Genomic DNA, 22,463 nt, shown 5'->3' on the forward strand with positions numbered 1-22,463 from the left:
GATTATATTGTCTCGGTTTTTCCCCCGGCCTCTTTTATCTTTTCTTCTGCTTTAGCTGAGAATTCGCGGGCTTTAATGTGTAATGGTTCTGTTACTTTGCCCTGGCTCAAGACTTTCTCGCAGCCTATGCTGGTAACGTCTAAGATTGTTATATTTTTTTCTTTTTTGGCTATGCCTTCTTCTATGAGCTTTGGTAATTTTTCTTGGATTTCTCCAAGGTTTATCGCCTTCTGGTCCTTGATGAGTTTCTTTGGACGTTTGAATCCCCTTTTACCGAAGTGTTCCGGGTCGTATTTGACTATCCATGTCCAGTGGTGTTTGTGTCCTCCTGCTTGTCCTCTGCCGCCGCGGTGGCCTGCTCCTCGCCTTTTCTTTGATGATCCTCCGCCGACTGTCCTGGAGCCTCTCATCTTTGTGATCTTTTTTCTTTTTCTGATCATCGTATCCTCCCCCTATATCATTCGTTGTATTAGTTCGTTTATCTTATCTCCTCTGTAGCCTAGGCTTCCACCTTCTTTGAAGGATTTTTTCACGCTCTCATAGCCTTTCCTGGGTGGTTGGAGCCTGAATACTGGTTTTATATGAAGGTCTTCGAGTGTGGTTTCTCCTTTGATTAGGGCTTCTGCTAATTCTTTGAATGTTGAATAGCCTTTGTCTTTTATGTGTTCTTTTGTGATTCTTTTGTTACCTGGTAGTCTGCCTCTTTTCTTGATCATTGATGCTAGTGTCCCGTCGTTTATTTCTCCCCATGTTATGTAATCTTTTGCTTTTTGCAGCATTCCTTTGTAGTCTGGTGTTTCATCGACTAGTACTGCGTGGTTGATCCTGTGTAATCTTAGCATTGCTAGGGTGTCCTTGATGTCTTTTCTCACGCCCACGGAGCCCCTCACTCTTATGACTACGAACATTCTGGCTCACTCCCTTATGCTGTGGTGACTCCAAGTTTTTTAAGGTCTTTTTCTGTCGATTTTATCTTGTTTAACTGTTTTAAGGCGTTGAAGGTTGCCTTTGCAAAATTTATGGTTGTCTGGGTTTGTCCTTTTGTCCTGGACCATACGTCTTCTATCCCTGCGAGTCTTAGTATTGTTTTGCCAACGTCGCCTATGGCGAGTCCCACTCCTCCTGGTGCTGGTAGGAGGGTGACTCTGACGCTCCCACTTTTACCTGTGACTTTGAATGGTATGGTGTGTTCTTGGCCGCATGCGCATCCCCAGTCCCCGCATCCTCTTCTAACTTTGATGATGTTGAATTTAGCATCATCTACTGCTTTTCTTATGGCTGGTCCGACTTCTCTTGCTTTTCCTTGTCCTAGTCCTACGTAGCCGTCCTTGTTTCCAACTGCTACTATGACTCTAAAGTTTACTTTTCGACCTGATTTGTGCATTCTCTGGACTAGGTTAACGTCTATGACTTCCTCTTCAAGGTCTGGGAGTAGTGCGTCTATTATTTCTAGTTCCATTATGGGGAGCCCTTGTTCGAGTATCTCATCTATGCTTGTGATTTCTCCTTCTTTCACCTTCTGGCCTAGGCTTGTTTTGGGCTCCCATTCTTCGATGTCAAAGTTCATGATATTACCTCATCTATTTTCCTTCTGATTTCTTGGAAGTGCTCTGGTAATCTTGTTGGGGGGATCCCTCTTTCAAAGTATTTGGAGAACCTTTTTTTTGCTTCTTCTTCATCTAATGATTTTGCATAGGCTGCTATGTGTTCTCCTTTTATCCTTGACTCGTCTGGTAGGATGGATTCACTGTGAGGCACTTTTAAACCCGCATCAACAGCTCCTTTAAGGGCTGCGAAGACCCTCGAGCCCTTAATGGGCGGTCTTAACCCTATGTCAAGGACGGCCTCTGTGATCCCCTCTTTTAGGGCTTTTTTACCGCATAGGTATCCTGTTAGGTAGGCTGCGCTTATATTATTAGTATTAGCTAGCCATCCGAGTTTCTGTAATTGTTTTGAGTGGGCTGAAATGAGGGTTTCATCCCCCATTTTACCAATTTTGGCTATCTGGGTTATAACATGATAATTGGTTATTCTTACAATGAATCTTAATTTACCAACATCCATTAACCTGTACCTTGCCCTGTAGTCTGTTTTCCCTTCTCTACGTCTTCTGAAGGGTAATCTGTATCTGGGTCCGTGTGCCAAGTCTGATCGCCTCCTATCTTAGCATGTCATGGTCTCTGGCATAGGTTTTCATATAGGATTTGCTCCTGAAAGCCCCGCCCTTAGCCATTTTGTAAAGTTTACGATATGTAGTCTTGTTTATCTGCCTTTTGTCCCTCATTTTTTTAAGATCCTTCCTCAGAGCCCTTATTGTGCTTATCCACTCCCTCTTGCGGGGTCTTCTAGCACCTTTAGCCCCTTTTATACTACCTTTTCCTTTTCTTCTACCTTTCTTTTTTTGCTGTTTTATCTTCTTGGACCTGTAACTGCTTATACCTTTCTTGGGTTGGGCTTTTATGGCCCCGTCTTTTATTAGTTGTTTTATGCTTTCTCTTGTTATTGCTGTTGAAACTTCTTCGACTCTTTCAGGGTCTATCCATACCCTGTTTGTTCCTACTTTGAGTATTTCTGCAGCTAGTCTCTTTTGAGTGGTGAGATTCATATTGGGTTTCCCTCCCTTAGGTCATTTTATGGGCTTTTATGGGTTCAGGATTTTAACGCCTAACTCTTTAGCCCTTTCAATGATTAGCCTCTTCTTCCTGGCGCCTACCGTGGATGCTATCCTTGCAGCCTCTTTTTCCGGGTCTAGGGATTCTATCTCCTCCAAGTTCCTGATTAGTATGTCCTTGTAACCTGAGGGGTGTAATCCTCTTTCTTTCCTGGGCTTCCTGTATCCTATGGATGGCATTGCCGGTTTTCCCTTCTCGTATCTTCTCATTTTACTGGTTTTGCCCTTGGGTCTTCTCCATTTTTCACCCAATTTTTTGTATCTTGCATACTCTTGTCTCTTGAATCTTTTTTTCATAGGATCACCCTTTACTTATTAAGTATATGCCATCCTGGAATACTCTCGGGTCTCTTCTTTTGATTTTTGTGGCCTGTTCTATGTTCGCCATTGTCTGTCCCACATCTTCTTTGTCTATTCCGGTTATGTGGACTTCATCGCCTTTTACTTGTACTTTTGTGTCTCCGAGGATTTTTGCCTTGCGTGGGTGCCTTTCACCTAGGAAGTTTTCGATTATGACTTTGTCTCCTTGGACTTTAACTGTCATGGGGAAGTGTGCATAGACAATCTTCATTTTATAAGTGAATCCTTTGGTTACTCCTGTTATCATGTTGTTTATGTGGGCTTTTATGGTCCCGAGCATGGCCTTGTCCCTTTTACGTGGAAATTTAACTTCTAGGATGATCTTATCATCTTCTTTACCTATTTTTATGTTGTGTTGGTCGAATCTGCGGGATACTTTCCCCTTAGGCCCCTTTACTGTTATTTCATGGTCTATTGTGACCTCTACATTGTCTGGGATGGGGATTTCTTCACGGATTATTGCTGCTATGGCCATTATTATCACCCTCTAGTAGATGTATGCTAGTAGTCTGCCGCCTATCCCTTTTTCTTTGGCTTCTTTGTGAGTCATTATACCTTCTGGGGTTGTGACTATGAGTATTCCGAAGTCTCTGGCTGGCAGATATCTTTTCTCGAATTTTTCGAATTCGTCTTTTTTGACGGCGTGCCTTGGCTTTATAACCCCGCAGTGGTTTATGTTCCCCTCTAATTCCACTATGAATTTCCCGGCTCTGCCGTCGTCAACGTATTCGAATTCGCCTATGTATCCTTCCTTTTGCATTGTCCTTAGTACTTGTCCGATAAGTTTGGAGGCTGGTGATATTATGCATTTGGTGTTTCCTCTAAGTTCGTTGTTTTTGATGTTTGTCAGTGCATTGGCGAGTGGATCCATTAGTGTCATTTTCTTCCCTCTTTTAGTTGTATTTTTTGAAGCCTATTTTTGGTGCGAGTTCTCTGAAGCATTGTCTGCATAACATTAACCCGTATCTTCTTACAATGGCTGAATGATCGCCACATCTTGAACATTTCCTTGAGGCTTTCCCGTATTTTCTTGGCATGGATTATCACCCTATGTTATTTTGACATTGAACTTTTCTTTCATGAATTTGATGGCTTCTTCTCGCGTGACTCTATGTTTCCTTGGAACCTTCCTCTTCTGTATTCTGCGCCTACTTATCCTGTACCCTGGTTTTTCGAATGTTATTGACAAGTCCATCCCGAATATTCCAATGTCTGGGTCGTATTTCATCCCTGGCATGTCTATGTGTTCTTCTATGCCCATTGAAACGTTTCCTTGGTCGTCGAATTGGCTTGCTTTGATTTTGTTGCCGATACCATCTAAAAATTTCTTGATTATTTCTTCGGCTTTTTCTCCTCTTAGTGTTACCTTGCAGCCTATTGGTTGTTTTTTTCTTATTCCGAATTCTGGGTTTGTCACCTTTGATATGGTTTTAACCGGTTTTTGTCCTGTCATGGTTTCTAGTAGTTTCTCTGCTCTTGCTAGTCTTTCCCCTCCTTCTCCAACGCCTATGTTCAGGGTCGCCTTTGCTATTCTCACTTGTTCCATGGGGTTCATATTTTATCCTCCTAGTTGTATGAGCGGTTCTTTTTCTCCGATGACGAATACGTAGTCTTTTAATGTCATGAAACTTTTATTATCTTTGGTTTCTATGATTACTGTGTTGGGCATTGATGATCTTGTAACTGTTATCCTTTTGATAGTCCCAATCTCACCTGTGTGCTTACCACCTGTAATTAGTCCAATGTTACCTTCTTTGAAGCTTATTGAATCTACTATTTCCTGTTGTGGGATTTTGAGTTTTATAACATCTCCTACTTTGAAGTTTTCATCAACTATATGGTTGCGTCCATCGTGAAGGTTTAGTTGTGTCCTTCCACCTTTGAGTGTTGTCTTTTTGATGATCTTACATAATTTGAAGTTTTTATCCTCTTCTTTTATTGGGTATAATGTTAGGGTGCCTTTTTCGCTGAGACCTACCCTGTAGGTTTCGCCTGTTAGGGGTATTTCTACAACATCCATGAAACCGACTGGGAACTTGTAATCTTTCCTTGGACGCCCATCTATGAAGATTTTCCCATTGTTTATTATCTTTTTAGCCTCCTTGGAAGTGTCAGCCACCTTAAGGATGTCCCTTACTATTACAAGGAGTGGTAGGGAGTTTTCTATGGAATGGGGTCCTGGTGAGGGTTTAACAGTCCATTTACTCTCCTTTGGTGGTATTGGCCAGTGTCTAGGTGATTTGAAACGTTTAAGATGTTTTCTTGATCCCATTTTAGCCATTTTTTATCCCTTCCGTTCCAATACTTTGAGTCTTTTCTCATCTTCTAAGTTCAATTCTATTATCTGCAGGTTGGAGGGGTGTATTGGGAAGTATGTGGTGGTTCCGTCTACCTTTTGTATGGTGGCACCCTCCACATAGACTTTATAGTTTTTGAGGTCCACCCTCTCTATTTTTCCCTGGTGTCCTTTGAAGTCTCCGCGCATTATCTCTACCTTGTCTCCTTTTCTTACTGGTAGTGATCTTCTATTGTATTCTTCTCGGAGTTCTTTACTCAAGTTTGCGCTCATTATCTTGTGACGAATGTGTAAAGGCGCATTATAGAGGAATTTCCTCTGTTTCCTTGGCTGTTTTGATCTTGGTCTTCTCCTAGCCATTATCATCACCATATTATACTATTATGCTGGCTGCGCTCCCTATGCTAGGCCATCTGGTGGCTGCTTCTTTCGCAACGGGTCCTCTTATCTCGGAGCCCTTCAAGCTCCCGTCTGGGTTCACGATAACCGCGGCATTATCCTCAAATTGGACCCTTAACCCGTCCGGTCTCCTATACTCTTTTTTCTGTCTTATTATGACTGCGTTTAGGACTTCTCTTCGCATGTCCACGGTACCTTTTTTAACTGAGACCACTATCATGTCACCTACACCAGCTGCTGGCAACCTCCTTCGAACACCCTTGTAACCTTTAACCGCTATTATTTCAAGTTGCCGGGCTCCTGTGTTGTCTGCACAGTGTAGTGTCGCGCCTACAGGCAGTGCCCTGGTGACATTTGCTGCTATGGCCTTCATACTATTTCTCTCCCTTTACTTCAACTACAACGAAACTTTTTGTTTTGCTTAAGGGTCTGCATTCTGCAATCTTTACTGTGTCACCGACTTTAACGTCGATGCAATCAGGTTTGTGGGCTTTGATCTTTGACTTTCTCTTCTCATATCTTTCATATTTTGGCAAGAAATGGTAGTAGCTTCTTTCTACAGTAACCGTTCTTTCTGCCTTGTCACTGGCTACTATACCTTCTAGTATTCTGCCCCTAACCTTTAGGTTACCATGGAATGGACAGTTAGGATCGTTACATTTGGATTTTGGTTCTGGGACGTCGATGCCGATCATTTATTATCACCCTTAAATTTTTTTAAATTTCCTTTTTATCCTCTCTTCTGGACGGCCTAATATTATTCGCCCGTCTATTTCAACTATCTGACCGTCTGGTAATTTGAAGTGGAATATTGCCACGTTTTTGGGTACTATGATTTCTTTCTCATCCTCTAATTCTATTTTGAGTGTGTTTTTTGTTTCGTCAATGACTTTGCCCTTGAGGCCTTTGAAGCCTTTGTGTGAACTTTCTGCTACTTTGACCTTCAAGCCTATGAGTTCGTGTCTGAATATGTTCCTTGGTGTTATCATCTTATCTCGATGGTATCTGGGGAGAAGCCTAATTCGACTAGGACCTTTTTGACCTTCTTTTTATGGTCTCCTTGTAATTCTATTCTACCCTTTTTGGCTGTCCCCCCACATGCGCATTTGGCTTTCAGCGTCTTTGTGAGCTCTTTTATGTCTATTTCTTGTTCGTTGATGCCCTCAATTATTGTCATGATTTTCCCGAACCGTCTCCTTACTGTGTACACCTTTACTCTTTGTATTTCCCTCGCTATCTCTTCACAGACGCATAATTCCTTTGGAAGACCGCATACCTCACAGATTTTCATTTATGTCTCCTTCTATTTTTCTTTCATGATTGTGAGAACTCTTGCTATCGTCTTTCTAAGTTCGCGCATTTTACCAGGGCTTTCAGGGGCCCCTGTTGCCGCGCTCTTGGATAAGTACTTTGAATATTCTGCCTTCAGTTCATCTAATTTTTTATAAAGTTCCTCAGCGTCCATTTCTCTTATCTCATCACTTCTTAGGATGGCCATTTTTAATCACTCTTCTTTAATTTCTTCCTCAATTTCTTCTAGTTCCTCTAGTTCTTCCTCTGATTCCTCCTCAACTTCTTCTAGTTCCTCTAGTTCTTCTTCTGTGGTTCTTTCCTCAATTTTTGGGGTTTTGACCTCCACGTCATCGGGTAATTTAGCATCTGGGGGCATTATACGCACATAAACTCCAAGTACTCCTGGTTTTAATTGTACTGTGGCGAATCCTTCCTTGACGAACTTTATGGCTGGTTCGCCACACTTTTTAATATAGCCGTCTGTGAATTTGGCCATAGCTGCCCTGGCACCCCTTATCTTCCCTGAGATTGTGATCTCGACCCCCTGGGCGCCAGCGGCCATTATCCTCCTCATGGCCGTGTAAGCCACTCTCCTGAAATGCATGCCCCGCTGGAGCATGGCAGCTATCTTATGGGCCATTATCTTAGGGTTTAACTCGGGTACTTCAACTTCTTTAACTTCTACCTGGGGATTTTCTAGTTTGAACTTGTTTTTGAGTCTCTGGGTTATGGCTCGGACTGTTTTACCTCCCCGTCCGATTACCATGCCCGGTCTTTCTGCATAGACCACTACCATGGTACCTAGTGGTGTTACTTGGATGTCCATGCCACCATAACCCGCCCTTTCAAGCTCCTTTTCCAAGTATTCATCAATCTTTGTCCTTCTAAGGCCTTCTGTGACGAAGTCTTTTTCTATCATTGGACTAAGCCTCCCCCAGTACTACTTGGATATGTGTGGTTGGCCTGTTGAATGGTGTGGCTCTCCCGAATGCCCTGGGGATCCATCCCCTGATCGGTTGTCCCCTGTGACTTGATATGTGGATTATCTTCAAGTTTTCTGTGTCTAGTCCCTTGTATTCTGCGTTGGCCTCAGCATTCTCCAAAACTTTTAGTATGTGTTCGGCTGCTTTGACTGGGTATCTGCCACTGTCCCATCCTCTAAGTCCCCTGCGATGTCCTACTTTCTTATTGTATCTTTTGAATGGTACTGGTCTTTTCATTTGGATGACTTCTTTGAGGTAGTCTTTGGCTTCTTCTAATTTCATGCCTTTAAGTTCTCTGCAGATTTCAACTGCATGCTTTGGGGAGATTTGGAGTCTGAATCCTGCCGCCCTTGCTATTTTGGCTTCATCTTCTCCTTTATAAGCGTATTTGATCCTGGCCATTTTATTGTCTCCCATTTTATTTCAGAGGAACGAACATGGATGATCTGGTCGCGCCCATTCCTGGGTCTCCGTGTTCAACTTTTTTCCTTGTTGGTGCGAATTCTCCAAGGTAGTGTCCGATCATCTCTGGTTGGATTTTCACTTCTACGAAGTCTTTCCCATTGTATACTCCGAAGGTTAAACCCACCATCTCTGGGAGTATTATCATGTCCCTGCAGTGGGTTCTTATAATGGGTTGCCTTCCAGTTTTTTCCATCTCTTTTTTAACCTTCCTTACCTTTTCCAATAATTTTTTTTGTCTTGGTAGGAATCCTCTTCTTAGGGATCTTCTTTGTCTGGATGGGAATAATTTTATCACATCATCTAGGGGCATTTTTTGTAATTCGTTTAATTGGTAGCCTCTGTAACTGAATTCTCTACGCGCCAATAACTCACCTCCCAATATTTTTTATTTTCTTTTCCCGGTTCTTTTAGCTGCGATTGAACCAACTTTCCTTCCTGGTGGGGCGTGTTTTGATACTGTTGTGGGTTTGCCTGGATGTTGTCTGTTACCTCCACCATGTGGGTGGTCGACGGCGTTCATTGCAACACCTCTTACAACAACGGATTTTTTACCCTTAGCCTTGAGGGCATGATATTTTTTACCCGCTTTTAAGAATGGTTTCTCTCTACGCCCTCCACCAGCCACCACACCAATTGTGGCCCTGCATTTTGGGTTTAGGGCTTTCAATTCTCCTGATGGCAATTCTATAACTACCTTGTCGATGTCGTGTGTGATTAATGAAGCATGGGTTCCTGATGATCTGACGAGTTTCCCACCATCTCCTGGACGGTTTTCTATGTTGTAGATTGGCGTCCCCTCTGGGATTTCCCCCAATTCTATGATGGTGCCTGGTTTTATGGGTGCTGGGCTTCCATGGTATACTTCTTCCCCGATTCTGATGTTCTCTGGTGCTAGTATGTAATCTTCGTTGCCGTTGTCATATTTTATCCTGGCTATAGGGGCTGTTCTCCCAGGGTCGTGGATTATATCAACTATCTTACCTTTCATGGCTTCTTGGGATTTGTATTTTATTTTTGCTTTGAATCTGTGGGAGGCGCTCCTATATGTTGGTGTTCCCCTCCCAAGTCTCTGTGATCTTAATCTTTTACCCATTGTTATCCCCTCATCTTAGAATACTCCTAGTTTAACTGCTATGTCTTCTGCGTTGTGTTCCTTGGCTAATTTTATATATGCTAGTTTTTCTCCTTTGTGCGTGATTTGAGTGTTAACTCTTTCAACTTTCACGGCGAAGAGTTCTTCGAAGGCTGTTTTTATCTCAGACCTGTTACTTGTTTGGTTGACTATGAAGGTTAATTCATTATTTTGGTCTATTAGGTTCATAGTTTTTTCTGTTACATGGGGTTTTATTATGATCTTGTATGGGTCCATTGTGCTTACACCCCAAAGAGTTTGTCAAGTTTTTCTATTGCGGATCTTGTGTAGACTGTTAGTCTGCCAGGGTGTGTGCCTGGCGCTAGTAGTTCCGCGTTCAGGTTTTCTGCTCTTATTATGTCTATGCCTGGGTGGTTCCTCGCACCTAGTCTTATGCCTTTATCCTCGTGGACTACTATGAGGGGTCCTTTGGGTGTTCTGTATTTTCTCCCCCTCATTTTACCTTTCCCAGCCCTTATTTTTTTACCTTCTTTCGCCCTTATTATGTCATCTATTATTCCTAGTTTTTTGAATACTTTCCTGGTCTCTTTTGTTTTTTTGATCTTGGAGAGTTCATCATCCACTACCAGTGGGATTTGTGGGATTTTGTCTGTGATATGTCCCCTTTCCTTGACTAGTTCTTTGTTGGCTGTTGCTGCTATGGCTGATCTGATGGCTAGGCGCCTTTCCTTGGTGTTTATCCTCTCATGATAGTTTTTGTATGGTTTTGGTGGGTGTGCTTTTCTTCCCCCCACGGTTTGGGGTGCGAATGCTGCTCTTTGGCTGCCTTTTATTCTGGGTACCATTGCGATTCCCCGGCCGGCGCCGTATGATTCTGCTGAGGTTCTTTTGCCAGCCATGGGATCTGAACCCCATGGTTGTATTCTTGCTGTTTGTGCTGATATGACCGCCCTTTTTATGAGGTCTGGTCTGTATTCTTCGTTGAATATCTTAGGTAGTTTTATCTCGTCTACTGGTTCTCCGTCTAGTGAGTAAACTTTAATCTTCATGCGAACCACGCCCTATGTGCCCTGTTTTGATGCTGTGCTTATATATGTTACCTGGGGTGCTTCAACACCCTTTTCAGGTGCTCTTATGGCCTTTCTCATGATTATCAGCCTCTTGGCTGGGCCTGGTACCGAACCTTTTAGGAGGATGTGATCATTGCGGATGAGCCCGTATCTTATGAATCCACCCTTCGGGTTTATTTTGTCGGCTTCTGAGGCTTCTCCTATTCTGAGTATTTCCTTGTTGTATTCTGTTCTCCTATGGTAGCCCATTTGTCCTGCTTGTGGGACTGTCCACATCGTCCTTGATGGTGTCCATGGGCCTAGGGATCCTATGTGCCTCCCTTTGCTGCTTCTCGCTGCCTTACCATATTGTATCCGGATACCCCATCTTTTGACTGGCCCCTGGAATCCTTTGCCTTTGGTTACTGCTATCGAATCAATGTATTCCCCTTCTGAGAACACGTCACTTACTCTGACGTCCTCTCCAAGCAACTCCAATGCATATTCTAATTTTTCTTCGATGCTTTCACCGCCTATGGCACATTCAAAGACTTCTGGTTTCTTCTTTGGCAGCGCTGCTAGTCTGGGGTTAGTATGTACTAGTATTCTTATCTCTTGGATGTAATCCAGGTTATCTTTTAATTTTTGGATGGCTGCTTCCTTGTTGTAATTGTCTCCTGGTGTGGATATTCTTCTTCCAAGATCCTCTTTCAAGTTATCGGCTAGGACATCTGTTAATGTCCGGAGTCCTCTGCTGGTTCTTTCATAGGCTCTAACGCCCATTACAGTGATGGGTGGAGTTTCTATTACTGTGACGGGTGTTGTGATCTCCATACCCTCTGTGGGTGAATTTTTCCTATTATCCACCATTGTAATGTGGGTCATCCCGGCCTTGTAACCGGCGAAGGCTAGTGGTTTCAACTCTTGGATTTTTGGCCAGGATTTTATCCTGGGTGTTTCCTTCGCAGCCCGTTTCCTTGGACTGTATGCTAGTGATCCTTTTTTTGGTTGATGATGTCTAGCCATTAGATTATACCTCCTCTTCCATTATTATGTTAAATATTGATAAAGTTGCTAGTACAGCTTCCTCGGTCCTTACAGTTTCGGTCCCCTGGCATGGTATTGTATTCAAGGTGAAGTCAGCTTCGATCTCTGGTAACCCCTTGTAAGGACCTCCGAATAAAATAGCCACGTCATGGGCTTTTTCTAGTCTGGATTTTACTTCATCTAGAATAGAAGTAAGGGGCGCGCCATACTTGGATGTTGCTATGACAACATCCTTCCCCGAGGATTTTAGGGTTTCCTCGAGGCTTTTACCCGTATCCTTTACCTTGTATCCCCAGTACACATTTTCTGGTTCCTCTGGTTCCACTATTATATTCTTACCATATTTTATTATTTTGAAGGTTAGTATCTTGTTCACTGTAAGCTTTTCTTTGCATAAGGCTGGTCTGTTCGCTCCTATATCAACTAGGGTCCCCCTTCTAGTTCTCTTGAGGGTTAGTCCTTGTCTGTATTCGCCAACGTATGGTTTGCCTGTTGGGTGGTGTGGGGTGCGAAGTGGGGGGAGCACACCCACATGCTTCAGGTTAGGCGATAAAGGGAAAACCTTCCTTCGAAGGTATTGGGGTGTATCCATATAAGTTAGTATATCCCTAATAAACTTTGCCTCTCCCTCACCTTCATCCCTGTAGATTATGATCTCATCGACTCTGAATATGGCCGCTGCACGGCCAATTATACCAACCTTATATGTTTTTATTTTAGGATCCCTTGTCTCCTCTGTTAAAGTGTCCGGGAGGAATATAGATAAACATGTTTTATACATCTATTAATCTCTATCTTCATCTTTTATAAATATTTTCATAACTATTAATGGGGAACTGTCCCTATAGATCAAAGGTATTTTTTTAATCCTCTCCACCATTTTGCAATAGGCCCTCAAAGGGTGGGTATTCAAGTTAAATACCATACTTTGCAGCCCCCACACTTATTATGTAGTAAGGGGGGCCTTGAAGACCCCCGCTTGGAGGGGTATGGCTAGTCTGGGGTTAGTATGTACTAGTATTCTTATCTCTTGGATGAGCTCAAAGCGTGAAATATATTTCCCAGATTTTGTGGGGGGGTTCAATGTTGGAAGCCCCCTTGCATAAGCAGCTGTGGGGGGGGTCACACTAGGATGCTGCGGGTAATGGGAGGATTCCCAAAATGTCGAGGAGGGACTGTGAACTAAAGGCTAGCCAGTGGAATGCGTAGTGGGGTATTCCATACTTTAGGTTCTGATAACCCTTAAGACTATGATATCCACAAGTTTAAATTCCTTTTTGTGGAAATCATATACCCTTGGGATGGGAAACCTATAGTATAATTTGTGTGTTATTTTCCCACCCATCCTTTCGAAGTATCCTTTGACAAACTCTTCTGATCCCATCATATGAAATGAATAAACAACAGGGGAAATTTTAAGGGATCCTCTAATAAAGATCCTATCAGCACCACGCTTAACCATCCTCTGGGATCCGAATGGTGGATTTTGGATCAGCGTATCAATCTCCAACCTTGAAAGTTCTGGGATACTATCCTTTATATCGGCTTCTATGAATTGTATCCTATCAGCAACATCCAATCCTTCAGAAGCGCCCTTGGCAACTTCCAAAGCTTCCCTGTCAATGTCCACGGCGAAGACCTTCCCGGCTCCTAAGATGGCGGCTCCAATAGCAAATATACCAGTACCACAGGCCAGGTCCATGACATTTTTGTCATGAATATCACCAAGATTATATGCAAGCCAAAGAATGTCAGCAGCAATAGCCGGGGGGGTTTTATACTGCTCCAAACCCGCCTTAGGATTAACATAATCTGGTATCCTTTCAAGTAAAATCTCAAGATGCCTTTTCTTTAATATCCTATGCTTCATATCAGATCCTGGGGAAAATTTTACTCTAATCTTATTCTATGGGGGGGAAACTATTAAATAATATCTTCACGAAAATTATCATGATAGGTCTTAAAAGGGAGAGTGTTCGTCCATGTTCAACAAGATTCTCATTGCGAACCGTGGTGAAATAGCCATAAGGGTTATGAGAGCATGCAGAGAATTGAATATCAAAAGTGTCGCCATATACTCAGACGCTGATAAGAATTCATTATTCGCACGTTATGCTGATGAATCACACCCCCTTGGCGGTTCAACACCATCCGAAAGCTACCTAAGAGTGGATAAAATAATAGATATAGCCGAAAAATCTGGTGCAGAGGCCATACACCCAGGTTACGGTTTCTTAGCTGAAAACCCGAAACTTGGCATGGAATGCGAAAAGCATGGAATAAAACTCATAGGCCCTAAAAGTTCAGTTATCGAGGCCATGGGTGACAAGATAAGGGCGAGGAAACTCATGAAAAAGGCCAGGGTTCCAGTGGTCCCTGGTACGGTTGAAGGCGTGAAAGATGCTGAAAAGGCCATTAAAATTGCCGAGGAGATAGGCTACCCAGTCATAGTAAAAGCATCCGCCGGGGGCGGTGGTATAGGTATGAGAACTGTCTATGAAGAAGACGAGCTTGTAAGGGCCATAGAATCCACACAATCAGTAGCATCATCCGCCTTCGGGGACCCCACAGTTTATATAGAGAAATATCTTGAAAAGCCAAGGCACATTGAATTCCAAGTGCTGGCAGACGAACATGGGAACATAATACACCTTAATGAGAGGGAATGTTCAATACAACGCAGACACCAGAAATTGATAGAGGAGGCCCCCTCACCTATAATGACACCTGAACTCAGAGAGAAGATGGGTGCTGCGGCTGTCAGAGCCGCTAAGCATATTGGTTACACCAATGCCGGTACTGTTGAATTCCTATATTCTAATGGGGATTTCTATTTCCTTGAGATGAACACAAGAGTGCAAGTGGAACATCCCATAACAGAGGTTATAACAGGTGTGGACATAGTGAAGGAACAGATAAGGATCGCCGCTGGCGAGGAATTATGCTGTTCACAGGATGAAATAAAAATAAGGGGTCATGCCATCGAATGTCGTATAAACGCGGAGGATCCCTTATCAGATTTCAAACCGACACCAGGCAGGATAACGGGTTACAGATCGCCTGGGGGCATAGGAGTTAGAGTTGACAGTGGCGTTTATATGAATTATGAGATACCAAGCTATTATGATTCTATGATATCAAAGCTTATAGTATGGGGTCGTGACCGTGCAGAGGCCATTGAAAGGATGAAAAGAGCCCTTGCAGAGTATATAATATTGGGCGTTAAGACTACCATACCATTCCATAAGGCCATAATGAGGAACGATGCCTTCAATAGGGGTGAACTCCACACACACTTTGTAGATTATCATAGGAAGCAGATAGAGGAGGAGATGAAGAGGATAGTCATCGAGGATAGAGATATGGTAACCAGGTTACAATCAACATTCCTACCATCAAAGAAGGTTGCCGCGATCTCAGCGGCGATAGGAAATTATATAGCATCCAATAAAAAGGTGTTATAGATGAATTATAAGATCCTTGAATTCTTGTATGAGAACAGGGAAAGGTTCGTGTCCGTAGATGAGATGGCATCAAAATTAGGATTTAAACCTGATAAAGTTCTGGAAGTACTTGAAATTCTTGAGGATAAAGGTTATAGGTTCGAAAAATCAGGGAAAAGTTACAGGTTAAAGGGGTCGGCAGGTGATCTGTCACCATCTAAGATAAAAGATGGCCTTGGGACACGCTATATTGGTAGGGAAATCTATTGTTTTGATGAGGTTGACTCCACTAATATTATAGCTAAGGAGCTTGCAGAGGATGATGCCAAGGAGGGTGTGGTTGTCATAGCAAAGACCCAGACAAGGGGTCGGGGTAGGCGAGGAAAAAAGTGGATATCGCCCCGTGGCGGTATATGGATGTCAATAATATTAAGACCAGAGATACCCCCAGCGGAAGCTCCCCATCTAACTCTTGTAACTGGTGTTGCGGTTGCTAAAACCCTTAGGGGGGAGTTTGGCTTAGATGTTGGGATAAAATGGCCCAATGATATACTTATCGGGGACAAGAAAGTCTGCGGTATATTGACAGAGGCCCATGCCCGTTTTAACACCATAGAATATATTGTTGTGGGTATAGGGATAGATACGAACGTTGACGTGGACTTGTTCCCCGAGGAGTTCCGTGAAGGGGCCACATCCCTTAAAAAGGAGCTTGGCGTGGATGTTGATTCTGTTGATCTTATCAGGAAGCTTTTAGTCGAATTCGAGAAGGTGTATGATGACTTCAAGAATGGGGGCTTCCCTGAGATATTGAATGAGTGGAGAAGATTTTCAAAGACTATTGGAAGCTATGTTGAGATTAGGAAGCAGCTGGGGGAGATTGTAAGGGGTGAAGCTGTTGGTGTGAACAGTGAGGGCGCTCTTATCTTAGAGTTGGATAATGGAAAATTGAGGAAGATAGTTTCAGGAGAGTGTATACATTTGGGAAGGTAGACTATGGACATTCTATTGTAGCTGGTTTTCCAAGCTCTCCTTTTACTTTGAATTTTTTGCCTGTGATCTTCTCTGTGATGTGTATGTTGGTGTAGGCATGCATTGAGAATTCAACAGTTTTTATTATGGAGTTTCCTGCAATTGACATGTATGGTATGATTTGATCCCCCATGTATTTATCTAGGGGCGCCCCCAATTCTAAGGATCTTATTAGTTCTTCAGCAGCTTCTTTTCCAACAACTTCTGCAGGTTTGCCCTTTTCACCGAGTGAACTGGTCCCTATTCTGGTGTTGCCCTCGGCCCAGAGTATTATACCCGAACCTGGTGAGAGCGTATTAGTGGAATGTTCTATCCTTATATCTGCTTCTAGTCCCCTTTCCTTTAGTTTTTCTCGGGCCGCCCGTGCTTGCCTCTCGGCAACGTGTAATGGGAGTTTGCTGGCGTGTGATATCCCCTTTATGGAGCTTATCCTGGCTTTTGTCAATTTTATTGGTTTTAGTTTTTTTATGGGTTGTATTCTTGCTTCTATGATACCCCCACCCTTTGGGTAGTATCCTCTCTTTAGTAGTTTTATCCTTCCTTTGTAGCCCATCTTCTCTAGTAGTGGTAATGTCACATTTTCAAGGTAGTCTATTGGTGGTGACCATTTGACATCGGTTCCTCCCCGTATCTTGAATTTTGTCTTGTCTTCTGCGAATGCTGCAGGTATCATGAGGGCTTGGAGTACTAGTCCTATGCTCCCTGCGGTTTTAACATCGAAGTAGAAGTTTCCCCCCTCTATCCTTTGTGGGATGAATCTGATTTCCATGGATCCTAGCTTGGCCCCTTCTATCCTTGCTCTTGTCAGTTTGGCTAGTGCTTTGATTGCTGTTAGGTGTTGGTATGATAGGCCTTTTTTGGGCCTGTTGGCCCTTATGTTGTATATTCTTATGGGTGTTGATGTTAGGGCTGCGAGTGCTGTGGATATTCTTACGAGGGCACCCCCTCCTTCACCGAATGATCCGTCGATTTCGAGCAAAAGGTTTAGCCTCCTAGTATGGTTTTTGCCTTTGCGGGTTCTTTTATGGTTTTTAATAGTTTCTGGAATGTTTCTTCTATGACTTTTGTTATCTGGTCTGGTTTTAGTCTTTGGGCGTCTGGCGCTGAGAGGTCCAATCTGAGTGTTGGGGATGCTCCTGGCATTCCAGCAGCTGGTATTGTTATTATTCCATGTTCTTGGAGTAGTAGCATGGCCCAGAGGTATGATATGTCTTGTGGGGATAGTCTTGTCCTGATATGGCGCCTTTCTATTTCCTTTTTTATCTCCTCTGGGCGGATCATAACACCTGTTGGGGTCTTCTGGAAGCCCTTGAATGCTCTTTTAAGTTTTATGTGTACTTCGTCTCTTATTTTGATTGCTTTGATGATCTTTGAAGGTTCGAATTCTTCTAGTGCCCTTACCATCGCTGCTATGAGTGGTGGTTGTGCTTCAAGGCCGAACTGGTATGCTATACTCTTTATTTTGTTGACTAACCCGGCTTTTCCTGCTAGTATTCCGCCACGGGGTCCGTTCATGAGTTTGTCCGTGCTTGTAATCGCTAGATCTGCTCCTAGTTCTATTGCCTTGGGTTGTTTGTATATTATTGTCCTTAAACGGGCTCCTGACGCGTCATCAACCACTACAGGGATCCCTGCTTTCTTTGATAAGCTGATTATCCCCTTAAATTCTCCTATTCTTATTATCTTGTGGTCCATGGTGGCTCCTGTTATGAAGATAAGTGTTGTCCCTGGGGGTATGTGAAATTCTTTAATGTTATCAAATTCTAGGTATTTTGCGCCTCTGAGCTTGGCACTTTTTGGTATTGATGGGTGTGATGGGGATTCTGGGAGGTAGTGTACGATTTTGTCTCCTGGTTTTGTTAGGGCTATTATTGTGGCGAGTATCCCTGATGTTGTACGGTTGAATGCTATGGCTTCTTCTCCCCCCAGATGTTCCAATGCCAGTCCTTTGAATTTTTCTTCGTAGACGGCCGGCCCTATGTATGTTTCAAGGAGCCCTTTGTCCTCTTCCTTTATGGGGAATCCGCCTGCAAGGCCTGTGAGGTCATAAAGCGCCTCTCTACCCTTCTTATCTATGGTTGATCTGATTATCTTGAAGGCCTGTTCTTTTTTAAGTATTTCATCTTCAGGCCCTTTGATGAGCATGTTCAATCAGAGGCCCCCCCATGCTATTTTTTCAGCCTTTTTTCTTCGGATTTTAATACTATTGCATCATCCGCGGCATTTTTTAGGGCGGCGCTGAAACCAGGCTCTGCTCCAATAACAATAGTGTGTTTACCATTTTCTTTTGCTTTATTGATTATGGGGAGAAAATCGGCATCACGAGTCATCAAGGCTATTATGTCAATATTAGGATTATAAATAAGTTCCATGGCCTCCACGGCCATGTAAACATCAGTATCCCCCGCTACAACGATCGGAGTGAAGCCCTGGTTTACTATGGCTTCTATAAGTTTATCAGAGGCATATTGGTTTAAGAGGACTTTACCAACCCTCATATTACCATACTCTGATAATATCTTCTTCACAAGGTCGAGGTCTAAGCTGAACTCCTTCCTGAGCATGTTAGGACCATCAACCAGCAACCCAATATTCTTATCCTCAGACTCCTTTTTCTTTATAGGTATATAATCCCTAATCGATGTCAGTTTTTCAAAACGGCGCATTTTCATCCTCCAATATTTTACCTCCTATGTAATACTAACAATTATCTCCCACATATCAGGTGGAAGTTACTATGATTGGTTGACAGAGTACTATAAAAAAATAGTATGTTTTTGCGATCTTTTATGCCTTTCGAATATTAGTTTTCTGGGGGCTGATGAACACATCCAAGTGACGTGCTTTTCTTTTAATCCACTTTGAATGAGAAACCTTATAAACCATTTAAGCCCATCTATAGGGGATGGGTTATGTTCCTGGCCAAGGTCTGTGGCAATTATACACCTCTTATATCCAACATATTCTATGGCTTCTATAATCCTAGTTGGGGGTAATTGTTCATGGAAACATGCTACAATGCAATGTTCAAGGAAGCTATGCCTTGACATTTCCTTTTGTTCTTCTAGACTTGCACCTACTATCCTAGTCAGTGGATGGTTGACCAGTATCCTCCGTATCCCAGCAGATCTTGCCAAATCTATAACTTCTAGGATCTCATATGGTTTAAGGTGTCCTGTTGCAAGTACTAGGTCATGTTCTGCTATAATATCTAGGACTTCCCCTATATTTGAAAGATCTGTTTTTTCCCTTGAAATCGTCGGCATCCACACGAATCTGCCCCCAATTTTTGCTGAGACCTCCACTGCACTAGGATTTAAGCCCCCGATGGTTTCATTAAGTGTCACACCACCCATGACCTTCAAGCCCGTGACTTTGGATGCTATTCTAGCCCTTGAGGTGGTTGGTTCCACATGATTTTTTATTACTATAGCTTCCATTCCTTCAAGTTGGGCTTGTCTTGCAGCTTCGATATCATCCAATAACCTGGGTACAATATCTGGTCCTGGGTGGATGTGAGTGTCTATCATCCCCTCCAAGCTAATGTTTAATTCTCTCATACAAGTTTTCACCCTTGGAGTCCATGGCAACGATCAAAGGCCCGAAGTCTTGGACTTCGAACTCCCATACAGCCTCTGGGATGCCAAGATTCGGCCAGTAAACCCTCTTAACCTTCTTAACATTCTCTGCGTAGAGTGCTGCGCATCCACCAACCGCCGCGAGGTAAACTGCACATTCTCTGGTCAGAGCATCCTGAACGTTCCTATCCATACCACCCTTGCCTATTATAGCCTTCACTCCCAATTTTATGAGTTTGGACTGATATGGGTTCATCCTAGTGCTTGTTGTGGGCCCTACAACTATAAGATCCACTGGAGGATCCTCTATGGCATCCCCTTTAAGCGGCCCCCTTTGCCTTATTATGGGCCCTGCATGGAATATCACAGTCCCCTCTAGGTTGTAGGGCGCCCCTTCTTTCACCATTTTTTTGTGCGCACGGTCGCGGGCCGTGAATATAGTCCCTGAAATATAAACGATATCACCTATTCTAAGCCCTTTAATGTCATCATCAGACAATGGTGTTTTAAGTTTCACTTCCATTCTTATCAGCCCCCCAATCTAAGTGATGGGAACATAACATTTTATTGGGATGATCTTATGGTAAATACTTTTATTTATAAATGAGATACTCTAATGTTAGATAACTAAAGGAGTGGAGAATCAAATTGTCGAGTACGAAGAATATCATGGGCCTTTCAAGGTATATTATGAGTTTGCCTTCTACTAGGATCTCCCTACTTTCAATGATATTTCTAAGCTTCATTATAGGGGCTGTCGGATTCCTATTAGATCCTATCAAGGCTGGTCTTCTTGAGGATATAGTTGATGGCGGCACTAGCGGTGTCATAATATTCGGGTTTGGGTCTATCATGGCCGGTGCTTTAACCCAGCCCTGGGTTAATTCTCTTGGCGGCCGGAAAATGAAGATGAAGCAGTCCATGTTCCTAGCGTTTTTTTCCATGTTAATATTTTCAATAGTATACCTCATGGGTTGCATATTCTCAACCTTGCTTGGGATGGATCTTATAATCAATTTCATAGTCTTGGCTTCTGCTTTCATTTTCGCCTTCAGGCTCCTTGTTATATGGAGCACTTCTAATATTAGTTTTCTGAATTCTATGCTTATTGCAGCAACTCAACCAGCCCTCATAATCTCCATAGATATTATGGTCGTGTTCCTGAGCCTTACAACGACTAATATTGGCTATTTCAGCATACTAGCATTCTTTGTTAAGGCTATAATAGCATCAGCCATCCTAGTATTGGCCGTTTACTCATTTGTGCTCGTGGTTGAATCTCCCATGCGACGCAATCTTGGTGTTGGCTCCCTAGAATTTTTAAGCCTTTTCCTATCCCATATCACTGAGAATTCACCAGCCCTTGAAGGCCTATTTGAAGAGATAGGTGAGCCAATAGATACCATCGTAGGAGTGATAGCATTCAAGAAGGGTTCAAAATTTAAAGGCTTATTCTTGAGCCCATCTGTACACCCTGGCCCAATTGGTAGTATTGGTGGGGGTAACATGCCCACACTACTAGCTGAAAAATTTAACACTTTCACAATGGTGGCCCATGGGCCATCAACCCATGATTTTAACCCAGTATCTACAAAGGAAATCGAGAAGATAGAGAAGGCGGTAAAAAGTGCCTTGGATAGTATGGAGTATCATAGCCGTGCCAGCAGATTCTATAGGCTGGAAAATGGTAATGCCAAGATTGGAGTGCAATTCTTCGGTGACGATTTATTATTGTTAGTTACCATGGCACCGTGTGGTTTTGATGATATTGATTTTGGCGTGGGCCTTTCCCTTATAAACCTTGCCAAGAGTCGTTGCAATTCAAAGAATGTTATACTGGTTGATTGTCATAATTCATTTAAAGGGGAAGCTAGCAGGGTCATGCCAGGTAACAGTGAAGTTTTTGATCTTATAGACGCCTTGGAGGAACTTAAATGTCCAAGGGAGATGGGAGATTTGAAGGTTGGTTGCGCATCCAACGGTTTAGAAGGATTATCAAAGGAGGATGGTGTGGGTCAGAGTGGCGTGAAAGTATTTATAGTGGAAGTTAATGGTCAGAGGACGGCTTATGTCCTCCTTGATGCGAATAATATGGTCCAGGGTTTCAGGGAAGAAATACTTGAAAGTGTGAAGTCCCTAGGCATCGAAGATGGGGAGGTGATGACTACCGACACTCATTATGTGAACACCTTTTCAGGAGGCCACAATCCTGTGGGTAAAAGGAAGAGGAATAGGATCCTAGAGGGTATAATTGAATGTGTGAAGTCTGCGATTGATGATTTAGAGCCCGTGGAAGCGGCCTGTGCCACTGTAAGGGTGGAAAATCTTAACACTCTCGGCCCTACTAATTCAACCGAGCTTGTATCCACTATAAGTTCTATTGTGGCTGTTAGCAGAATACTGGCCCCTATAATCTTCATGGTAGCGTTGGTTTTTGTTCTTTTATGGATATTCTATCTCTAGATTGTGGTTGTGGTTAATAGGATCGCCCATACCATGAACCAGACGAATATGAATGGGAGAACACCATTTGATAACCATCCTTTGAAACCGCCAACTTCTTCCTTTTCAAAGATTCTTTCAGCAATATTCCCGGTTAATAGTAGGATTATAAGGCCTATGAATGTTCCAAGCGCCTGATTTTCACCGAGTATGGGTATGGAACCGCCTGATACTATGAACGAGATTATGGCAGCTATAAAACCTGCCAGGCTATGGATTGCTGTTATCTTGGCATCAACGTCCATCTAAATC

38 protein-coding genes are annotated in these 22,463 nt (G+C 43.0%); 3 read left to right on the top strand and 35 right to left on the bottom strand.

From position 1 onward, the window contains the following. Nucleotides 1-2: 2 nt before the first annotated feature. The 28 genes from ACZ5XX_RS08455 to ACZ5XX_RS08590 all read right to left on the bottom strand — a co-directional run bounded on the left by ACZ5XX_RS08455 (nt 3) and on the right by ACZ5XX_RS08590 (nt 13,526). Complete coding sequence (locus tag ACZ5XX_RS08455; protein ID WP_464584386.1) at nt 3-440, bottom strand: uL15m family ribosomal protein; 438 nt, start codon at nt 438-440, stop codon at nt 3-5. A 12-nt stretch (nt 441-452) separates the two neighbouring features. Next, a complete protein-coding gene (locus ACZ5XX_RS08460) occupies nt 453-908 on the bottom strand; it encodes a 50S ribosomal protein L30 (RefSeq protein WP_464584388.1) in 456 nt (151 codons plus the stop codon). Nucleotides 909-922: 14 nt separating this feature from the next. Next, nucleotides 923-1,567 carry a 30S ribosomal protein S5 gene (rpsE, locus tag ACZ5XX_RS08465; protein ID WP_464584390.1) on the bottom strand — a complete coding sequence of 215 codons (645 nt, stop codon included), beginning with the start codon at nt 1,565-1,567 and terminating at the stop codon, nt 923-925. After that, nucleotides 1,564-2,145 (bottom strand): 50S ribosomal protein L18, encoded by a 582-nt coding sequence (locus ACZ5XX_RS08470; protein WP_464584392.1) that lies wholly within the window; start codon nt 2,143-2,145, stop codon nt 1,564-1,566. The genes rpsE and ACZ5XX_RS08470 overlap by 4 nt, the downstream gene beginning before the upstream one ends. A gap of 13 nt (nt 2,146-2,158) precedes the next feature. After that, complete coding sequence (locus tag ACZ5XX_RS08475) at nt 2,159-2,605, bottom strand: 50S ribosomal protein L19e (protein WP_464584394.1); 447 nt, start codon at nt 2,603-2,605, stop codon at nt 2,159-2,161. Nucleotides 2,606-2,641: 36 nt separating this feature from the next. Then, the gene (locus ACZ5XX_RS08480; protein WP_464584396.1) at nt 2,642-2,968 is read right to left on the bottom strand and encodes a 50S ribosomal protein L32e; all 327 of its coding nucleotides are present in this window, start codon (nt 2,966-2,968) and stop codon (nt 2,642-2,644) included. A 4-nt stretch (nt 2,969-2,972) separates the two neighbouring features. Then, a complete protein-coding gene (locus ACZ5XX_RS08485; RefSeq protein WP_464584398.1) occupies nt 2,973-3,506 on the bottom strand; it encodes a 50S ribosomal protein L6 in 534 nt (177 codons plus the stop codon). 12 nt (nt 3,507-3,518) lie between these two features. Further along, nucleotides 3,519-3,911 (bottom strand): 30S ribosomal protein S8, encoded by a 393-nt coding sequence (locus tag ACZ5XX_RS08490; protein ID WP_464584400.1) that lies wholly within the window; start codon nt 3,909-3,911, stop codon nt 3,519-3,521. A gap of 13 nt (nt 3,912-3,924) precedes the next feature. Continuing rightward, the gene (locus ACZ5XX_RS08495) at nt 3,925-4,068 is read right to left on the bottom strand and encodes a 30S ribosomal protein S14 (protein ID WP_112093181.1); all 144 of its coding nucleotides are present in this window, start codon (nt 4,066-4,068) and stop codon (nt 3,925-3,927) included. Nucleotides 4,069-4,079: 11 nt separating this feature from the next. After that, entirely contained in the window at nt 4,080-4,586 is a 507-nt protein-coding gene (locus tag ACZ5XX_RS08500) for a 50S ribosomal protein L5 (RefSeq protein ID WP_464584403.1), read from the bottom strand. A 3-nt stretch (nt 4,587-4,589) separates the two neighbouring features. Next, nucleotides 4,590-5,312: a 30S ribosomal protein S4e gene (locus ACZ5XX_RS08505; protein ID WP_464584405.1), complete on the bottom strand. Its 723-nt coding sequence runs from the start codon at nt 5,310-5,312 to the stop codon at nt 4,590-4,592. Nucleotides 5,313-5,315: 3 nt separating this feature from the next. After that, on the bottom strand, nt 5,316-5,687 hold the full coding sequence (gene rplX, locus ACZ5XX_RS08510; RefSeq protein ID WP_464586349.1) for a 50S ribosomal protein L24: 372 nt from the start codon (nt 5,685-5,687) through the stop codon (nt 5,316-5,318). 13 nt (nt 5,688-5,700) lie between these two features. After that, on the bottom strand, nt 5,701-6,099 hold the full coding sequence (locus ACZ5XX_RS08515; protein WP_464584407.1) for a 50S ribosomal protein L14: 399 nt from the start codon (nt 6,097-6,099) through the stop codon (nt 5,701-5,703). Between the two features lies 1 nt (nt 6,100). Further along, nucleotides 6,101-6,421 (bottom strand): 30S ribosomal protein S17, encoded by a 321-nt coding sequence (locus ACZ5XX_RS08520; RefSeq protein WP_464584409.1) that lies wholly within the window; start codon nt 6,419-6,421, stop codon nt 6,101-6,103. A 12-nt stretch (nt 6,422-6,433) separates the two neighbouring features. After that, the gene (gene rnp1 / locus ACZ5XX_RS08525) at nt 6,434-6,715 is read right to left on the bottom strand and encodes a ribonuclease P protein component 1 (RefSeq protein WP_464584411.1); all 282 of its coding nucleotides are present in this window, start codon (nt 6,713-6,715) and stop codon (nt 6,434-6,436) included. Continuing rightward, on the bottom strand, nt 6,712-7,017 hold the full coding sequence (yciH, locus tag ACZ5XX_RS08530; protein ID WP_464584413.1) for a stress response translation initiation inhibitor YciH: 306 nt from the start codon (nt 7,015-7,017) through the stop codon (nt 6,712-6,714). Before yciH ends, rnp1 begins: the two co-directional genes overlap by 4 nt. Before the next feature lie 12 nt (nt 7,018-7,029). Then, nucleotides 7,030-7,224: a 50S ribosomal protein L29 gene (gene rpmC, locus ACZ5XX_RS08535; RefSeq protein WP_464584415.1), complete on the bottom strand. Its 195-nt coding sequence runs from the start codon at nt 7,222-7,224 to the stop codon at nt 7,030-7,032. Nucleotides 7,225-7,230: 6 nt separating this feature from the next. Beyond that, the gene (locus tag ACZ5XX_RS08540; RefSeq protein ID WP_464584417.1) at nt 7,231-7,938 is read right to left on the bottom strand and encodes a 30S ribosomal protein S3; all 708 of its coding nucleotides are present in this window, start codon (nt 7,936-7,938) and stop codon (nt 7,231-7,233) included. A 4-nt stretch (nt 7,939-7,942) separates the two neighbouring features. Further along, nucleotides 7,943-8,404 (bottom strand): 50S ribosomal protein L22, encoded by a 462-nt coding sequence (gene rplV, locus ACZ5XX_RS08545; RefSeq protein WP_464584420.1) that lies wholly within the window; start codon nt 8,402-8,404, stop codon nt 7,943-7,945. A 16-nt stretch (nt 8,405-8,420) separates the two neighbouring features. Beyond that, nucleotides 8,421-8,831: a 30S ribosomal protein S19 gene (rpsS, locus tag ACZ5XX_RS08550; RefSeq protein WP_464584422.1), complete on the bottom strand. Its 411-nt coding sequence runs from the start codon at nt 8,829-8,831 to the stop codon at nt 8,421-8,423. A 21-nt stretch (nt 8,832-8,852) separates the two neighbouring features. After that, a complete protein-coding gene (locus ACZ5XX_RS08555; RefSeq protein WP_464584424.1) occupies nt 8,853-9,560 on the bottom strand; it encodes a 50S ribosomal protein L2 in 708 nt (235 codons plus the stop codon). 15 nt (nt 9,561-9,575) lie between these two features. Beyond that, nucleotides 9,576-9,836, bottom strand: a complete 261-nt coding sequence (locus ACZ5XX_RS08560; RefSeq protein WP_464584426.1) for a 50S ribosomal protein L23 — start codon at nt 9,834-9,836, stop codon at nt 9,576-9,578. A gap of 5 nt (nt 9,837-9,841) precedes the next feature. Next, entirely contained in the window at nt 9,842-10,609 is a 768-nt protein-coding gene (gene rpl4p / locus ACZ5XX_RS08565) for a 50S ribosomal protein L4 (protein WP_464584428.1), read from the bottom strand. Between the two features lie 12 nt (nt 10,610-10,621). Further along, a complete protein-coding gene (gene rpl3p, locus ACZ5XX_RS08570) occupies nt 10,622-11,635 on the bottom strand; it encodes a 50S ribosomal protein L3 (RefSeq protein ID WP_464584430.1) in 1,014 nt (337 codons plus the stop codon). 4 nt (nt 11,636-11,639) lie between these two features. After that, nucleotides 11,640-12,437 (bottom strand): putative RNA uridine N3 methyltransferase, encoded by a 798-nt coding sequence (locus ACZ5XX_RS08575; protein WP_464584432.1) that lies wholly within the window; start codon nt 12,435-12,437, stop codon nt 11,640-11,642. A gap of 3 nt (nt 12,438-12,440) precedes the next feature. Continuing rightward, nucleotides 12,441-12,581 (bottom strand): hypothetical protein, encoded by a 141-nt coding sequence (locus ACZ5XX_RS08580; protein WP_464584434.1) that lies wholly within the window; start codon nt 12,579-12,581, stop codon nt 12,441-12,443. Between the two features lie 21 nt (nt 12,582-12,602). Then, the gene (locus ACZ5XX_RS08585) at nt 12,603-12,740 is read right to left on the bottom strand and encodes a hypothetical protein (RefSeq protein WP_464584436.1); all 138 of its coding nucleotides are present in this window, start codon (nt 12,738-12,740) and stop codon (nt 12,603-12,605) included. Nucleotides 12,741-12,881: 141 nt separating this feature from the next. Then, nucleotides 12,882-13,526 (bottom strand): METTL5 family protein, encoded by a 645-nt coding sequence (locus ACZ5XX_RS08590; protein ID WP_464584438.1) that lies wholly within the window; start codon nt 13,524-13,526, stop codon nt 12,882-12,884. Nucleotides 13,527-13,638: 112 nt separating this feature from the next. Between ACZ5XX_RS08590 and ACZ5XX_RS08595 the strand changes: the two genes are divergently transcribed. Together ACZ5XX_RS08595 and ACZ5XX_RS08600 are read left to right on the top strand one after the other, a co-directional pair. Next, nucleotides 13,639-15,120 (top strand): acetyl-CoA carboxylase biotin carboxylase subunit, encoded by a 1,482-nt coding sequence (locus tag ACZ5XX_RS08595; protein ID WP_464584440.1) that lies wholly within the window; start codon nt 13,639-13,641, stop codon nt 15,118-15,120. Then, nucleotides 15,121-16,092, top strand: a complete 972-nt coding sequence (locus ACZ5XX_RS08600; RefSeq protein ID WP_464584442.1) for a biotin--[acetyl-CoA-carboxylase] ligase — start codon at nt 15,121-15,123, stop codon at nt 16,090-16,092. It abuts the gene before it with no gap. 1 nt (nt 16,093) lies between these two features. Here ACZ5XX_RS08600 and rtcA read toward each other — a convergent pair whose 3' ends face one another. The 6 genes from rtcA to ACZ5XX_RS08630 form a co-directional block, all read right to left on the bottom strand. Then, nucleotides 16,094-17,110: an RNA 3'-terminal phosphate cyclase gene (gene rtcA, locus ACZ5XX_RS08605; protein WP_464584444.1), complete on the bottom strand. Its 1,017-nt coding sequence runs from the start codon at nt 17,108-17,110 to the stop codon at nt 16,094-16,096. Nucleotides 17,111-17,115: 5 nt separating this feature from the next. Beyond that, complete coding sequence (locus tag ACZ5XX_RS08610) at nt 17,116-18,276, bottom strand: TIGR03576 family pyridoxal phosphate-dependent enzyme (protein ID WP_464586351.1); 1,161 nt, start codon at nt 18,274-18,276, stop codon at nt 17,116-17,118. Between the two features lie 23 nt (nt 18,277-18,299). Beyond that, nucleotides 18,300-18,797 carry a TIGR00288 family NYN domain-containing protein gene (locus ACZ5XX_RS08615; protein ID WP_464584447.1) on the bottom strand — a complete coding sequence of 166 codons (498 nt, stop codon included), beginning with the start codon at nt 18,795-18,797 and terminating at the stop codon, nt 18,300-18,302. 90 nt (nt 18,798-18,887) lie between these two features. Next, on the bottom strand, nt 18,888-19,691 hold the full coding sequence (locus tag ACZ5XX_RS08620; RefSeq protein WP_464584449.1) for a DUF6282 family protein: 804 nt from the start codon (nt 19,689-19,691) through the stop codon (nt 18,888-18,890). Continuing rightward, nucleotides 19,672-20,232 (bottom strand): FumA C-terminus/TtdB family hydratase beta subunit, encoded by a 561-nt coding sequence (locus ACZ5XX_RS08625; protein WP_464584451.1) that lies wholly within the window; start codon nt 20,230-20,232, stop codon nt 19,672-19,674. The genes ACZ5XX_RS08620 and ACZ5XX_RS08625 overlap by 20 nt, the downstream gene beginning before the upstream one ends. Nucleotides 20,233-20,302: 70 nt before the next feature. After that, complete coding sequence (locus tag ACZ5XX_RS08630) at nt 20,303-20,455, bottom strand: hypothetical protein (RefSeq protein WP_464584453.1); 153 nt, start codon at nt 20,453-20,455, stop codon at nt 20,303-20,305. On the opposite strand from ACZ5XX_RS08630, the gene ACZ5XX_RS08635 reads away from it, so the two are divergent. Continuing rightward, entirely contained in the window at nt 20,436-22,172 is a 1,737-nt protein-coding gene (locus ACZ5XX_RS08635; protein WP_464584455.1) for a DUF2070 family protein, read from the top strand. The two genes, ACZ5XX_RS08630 and ACZ5XX_RS08635, sit on opposite strands and share 20 nt — an antisense overlap. On the opposite strand, the gene ACZ5XX_RS08640 is transcribed toward ACZ5XX_RS08635, so the two are convergent. After that, a complete protein-coding gene (locus ACZ5XX_RS08640) occupies nt 22,169-22,456 on the bottom strand; it encodes an EMC6-like membrane protein (protein ID WP_464584457.1) in 288 nt (95 codons plus the stop codon). The two genes, ACZ5XX_RS08635 and ACZ5XX_RS08640, sit on opposite strands and share 4 nt — an antisense overlap. Nucleotides 22,457-22,463 lie beyond the last annotated feature (7 nt).

The sequence above is a fragment of the Methanothermobacter crinale genome, assembly GCF_055397825.1.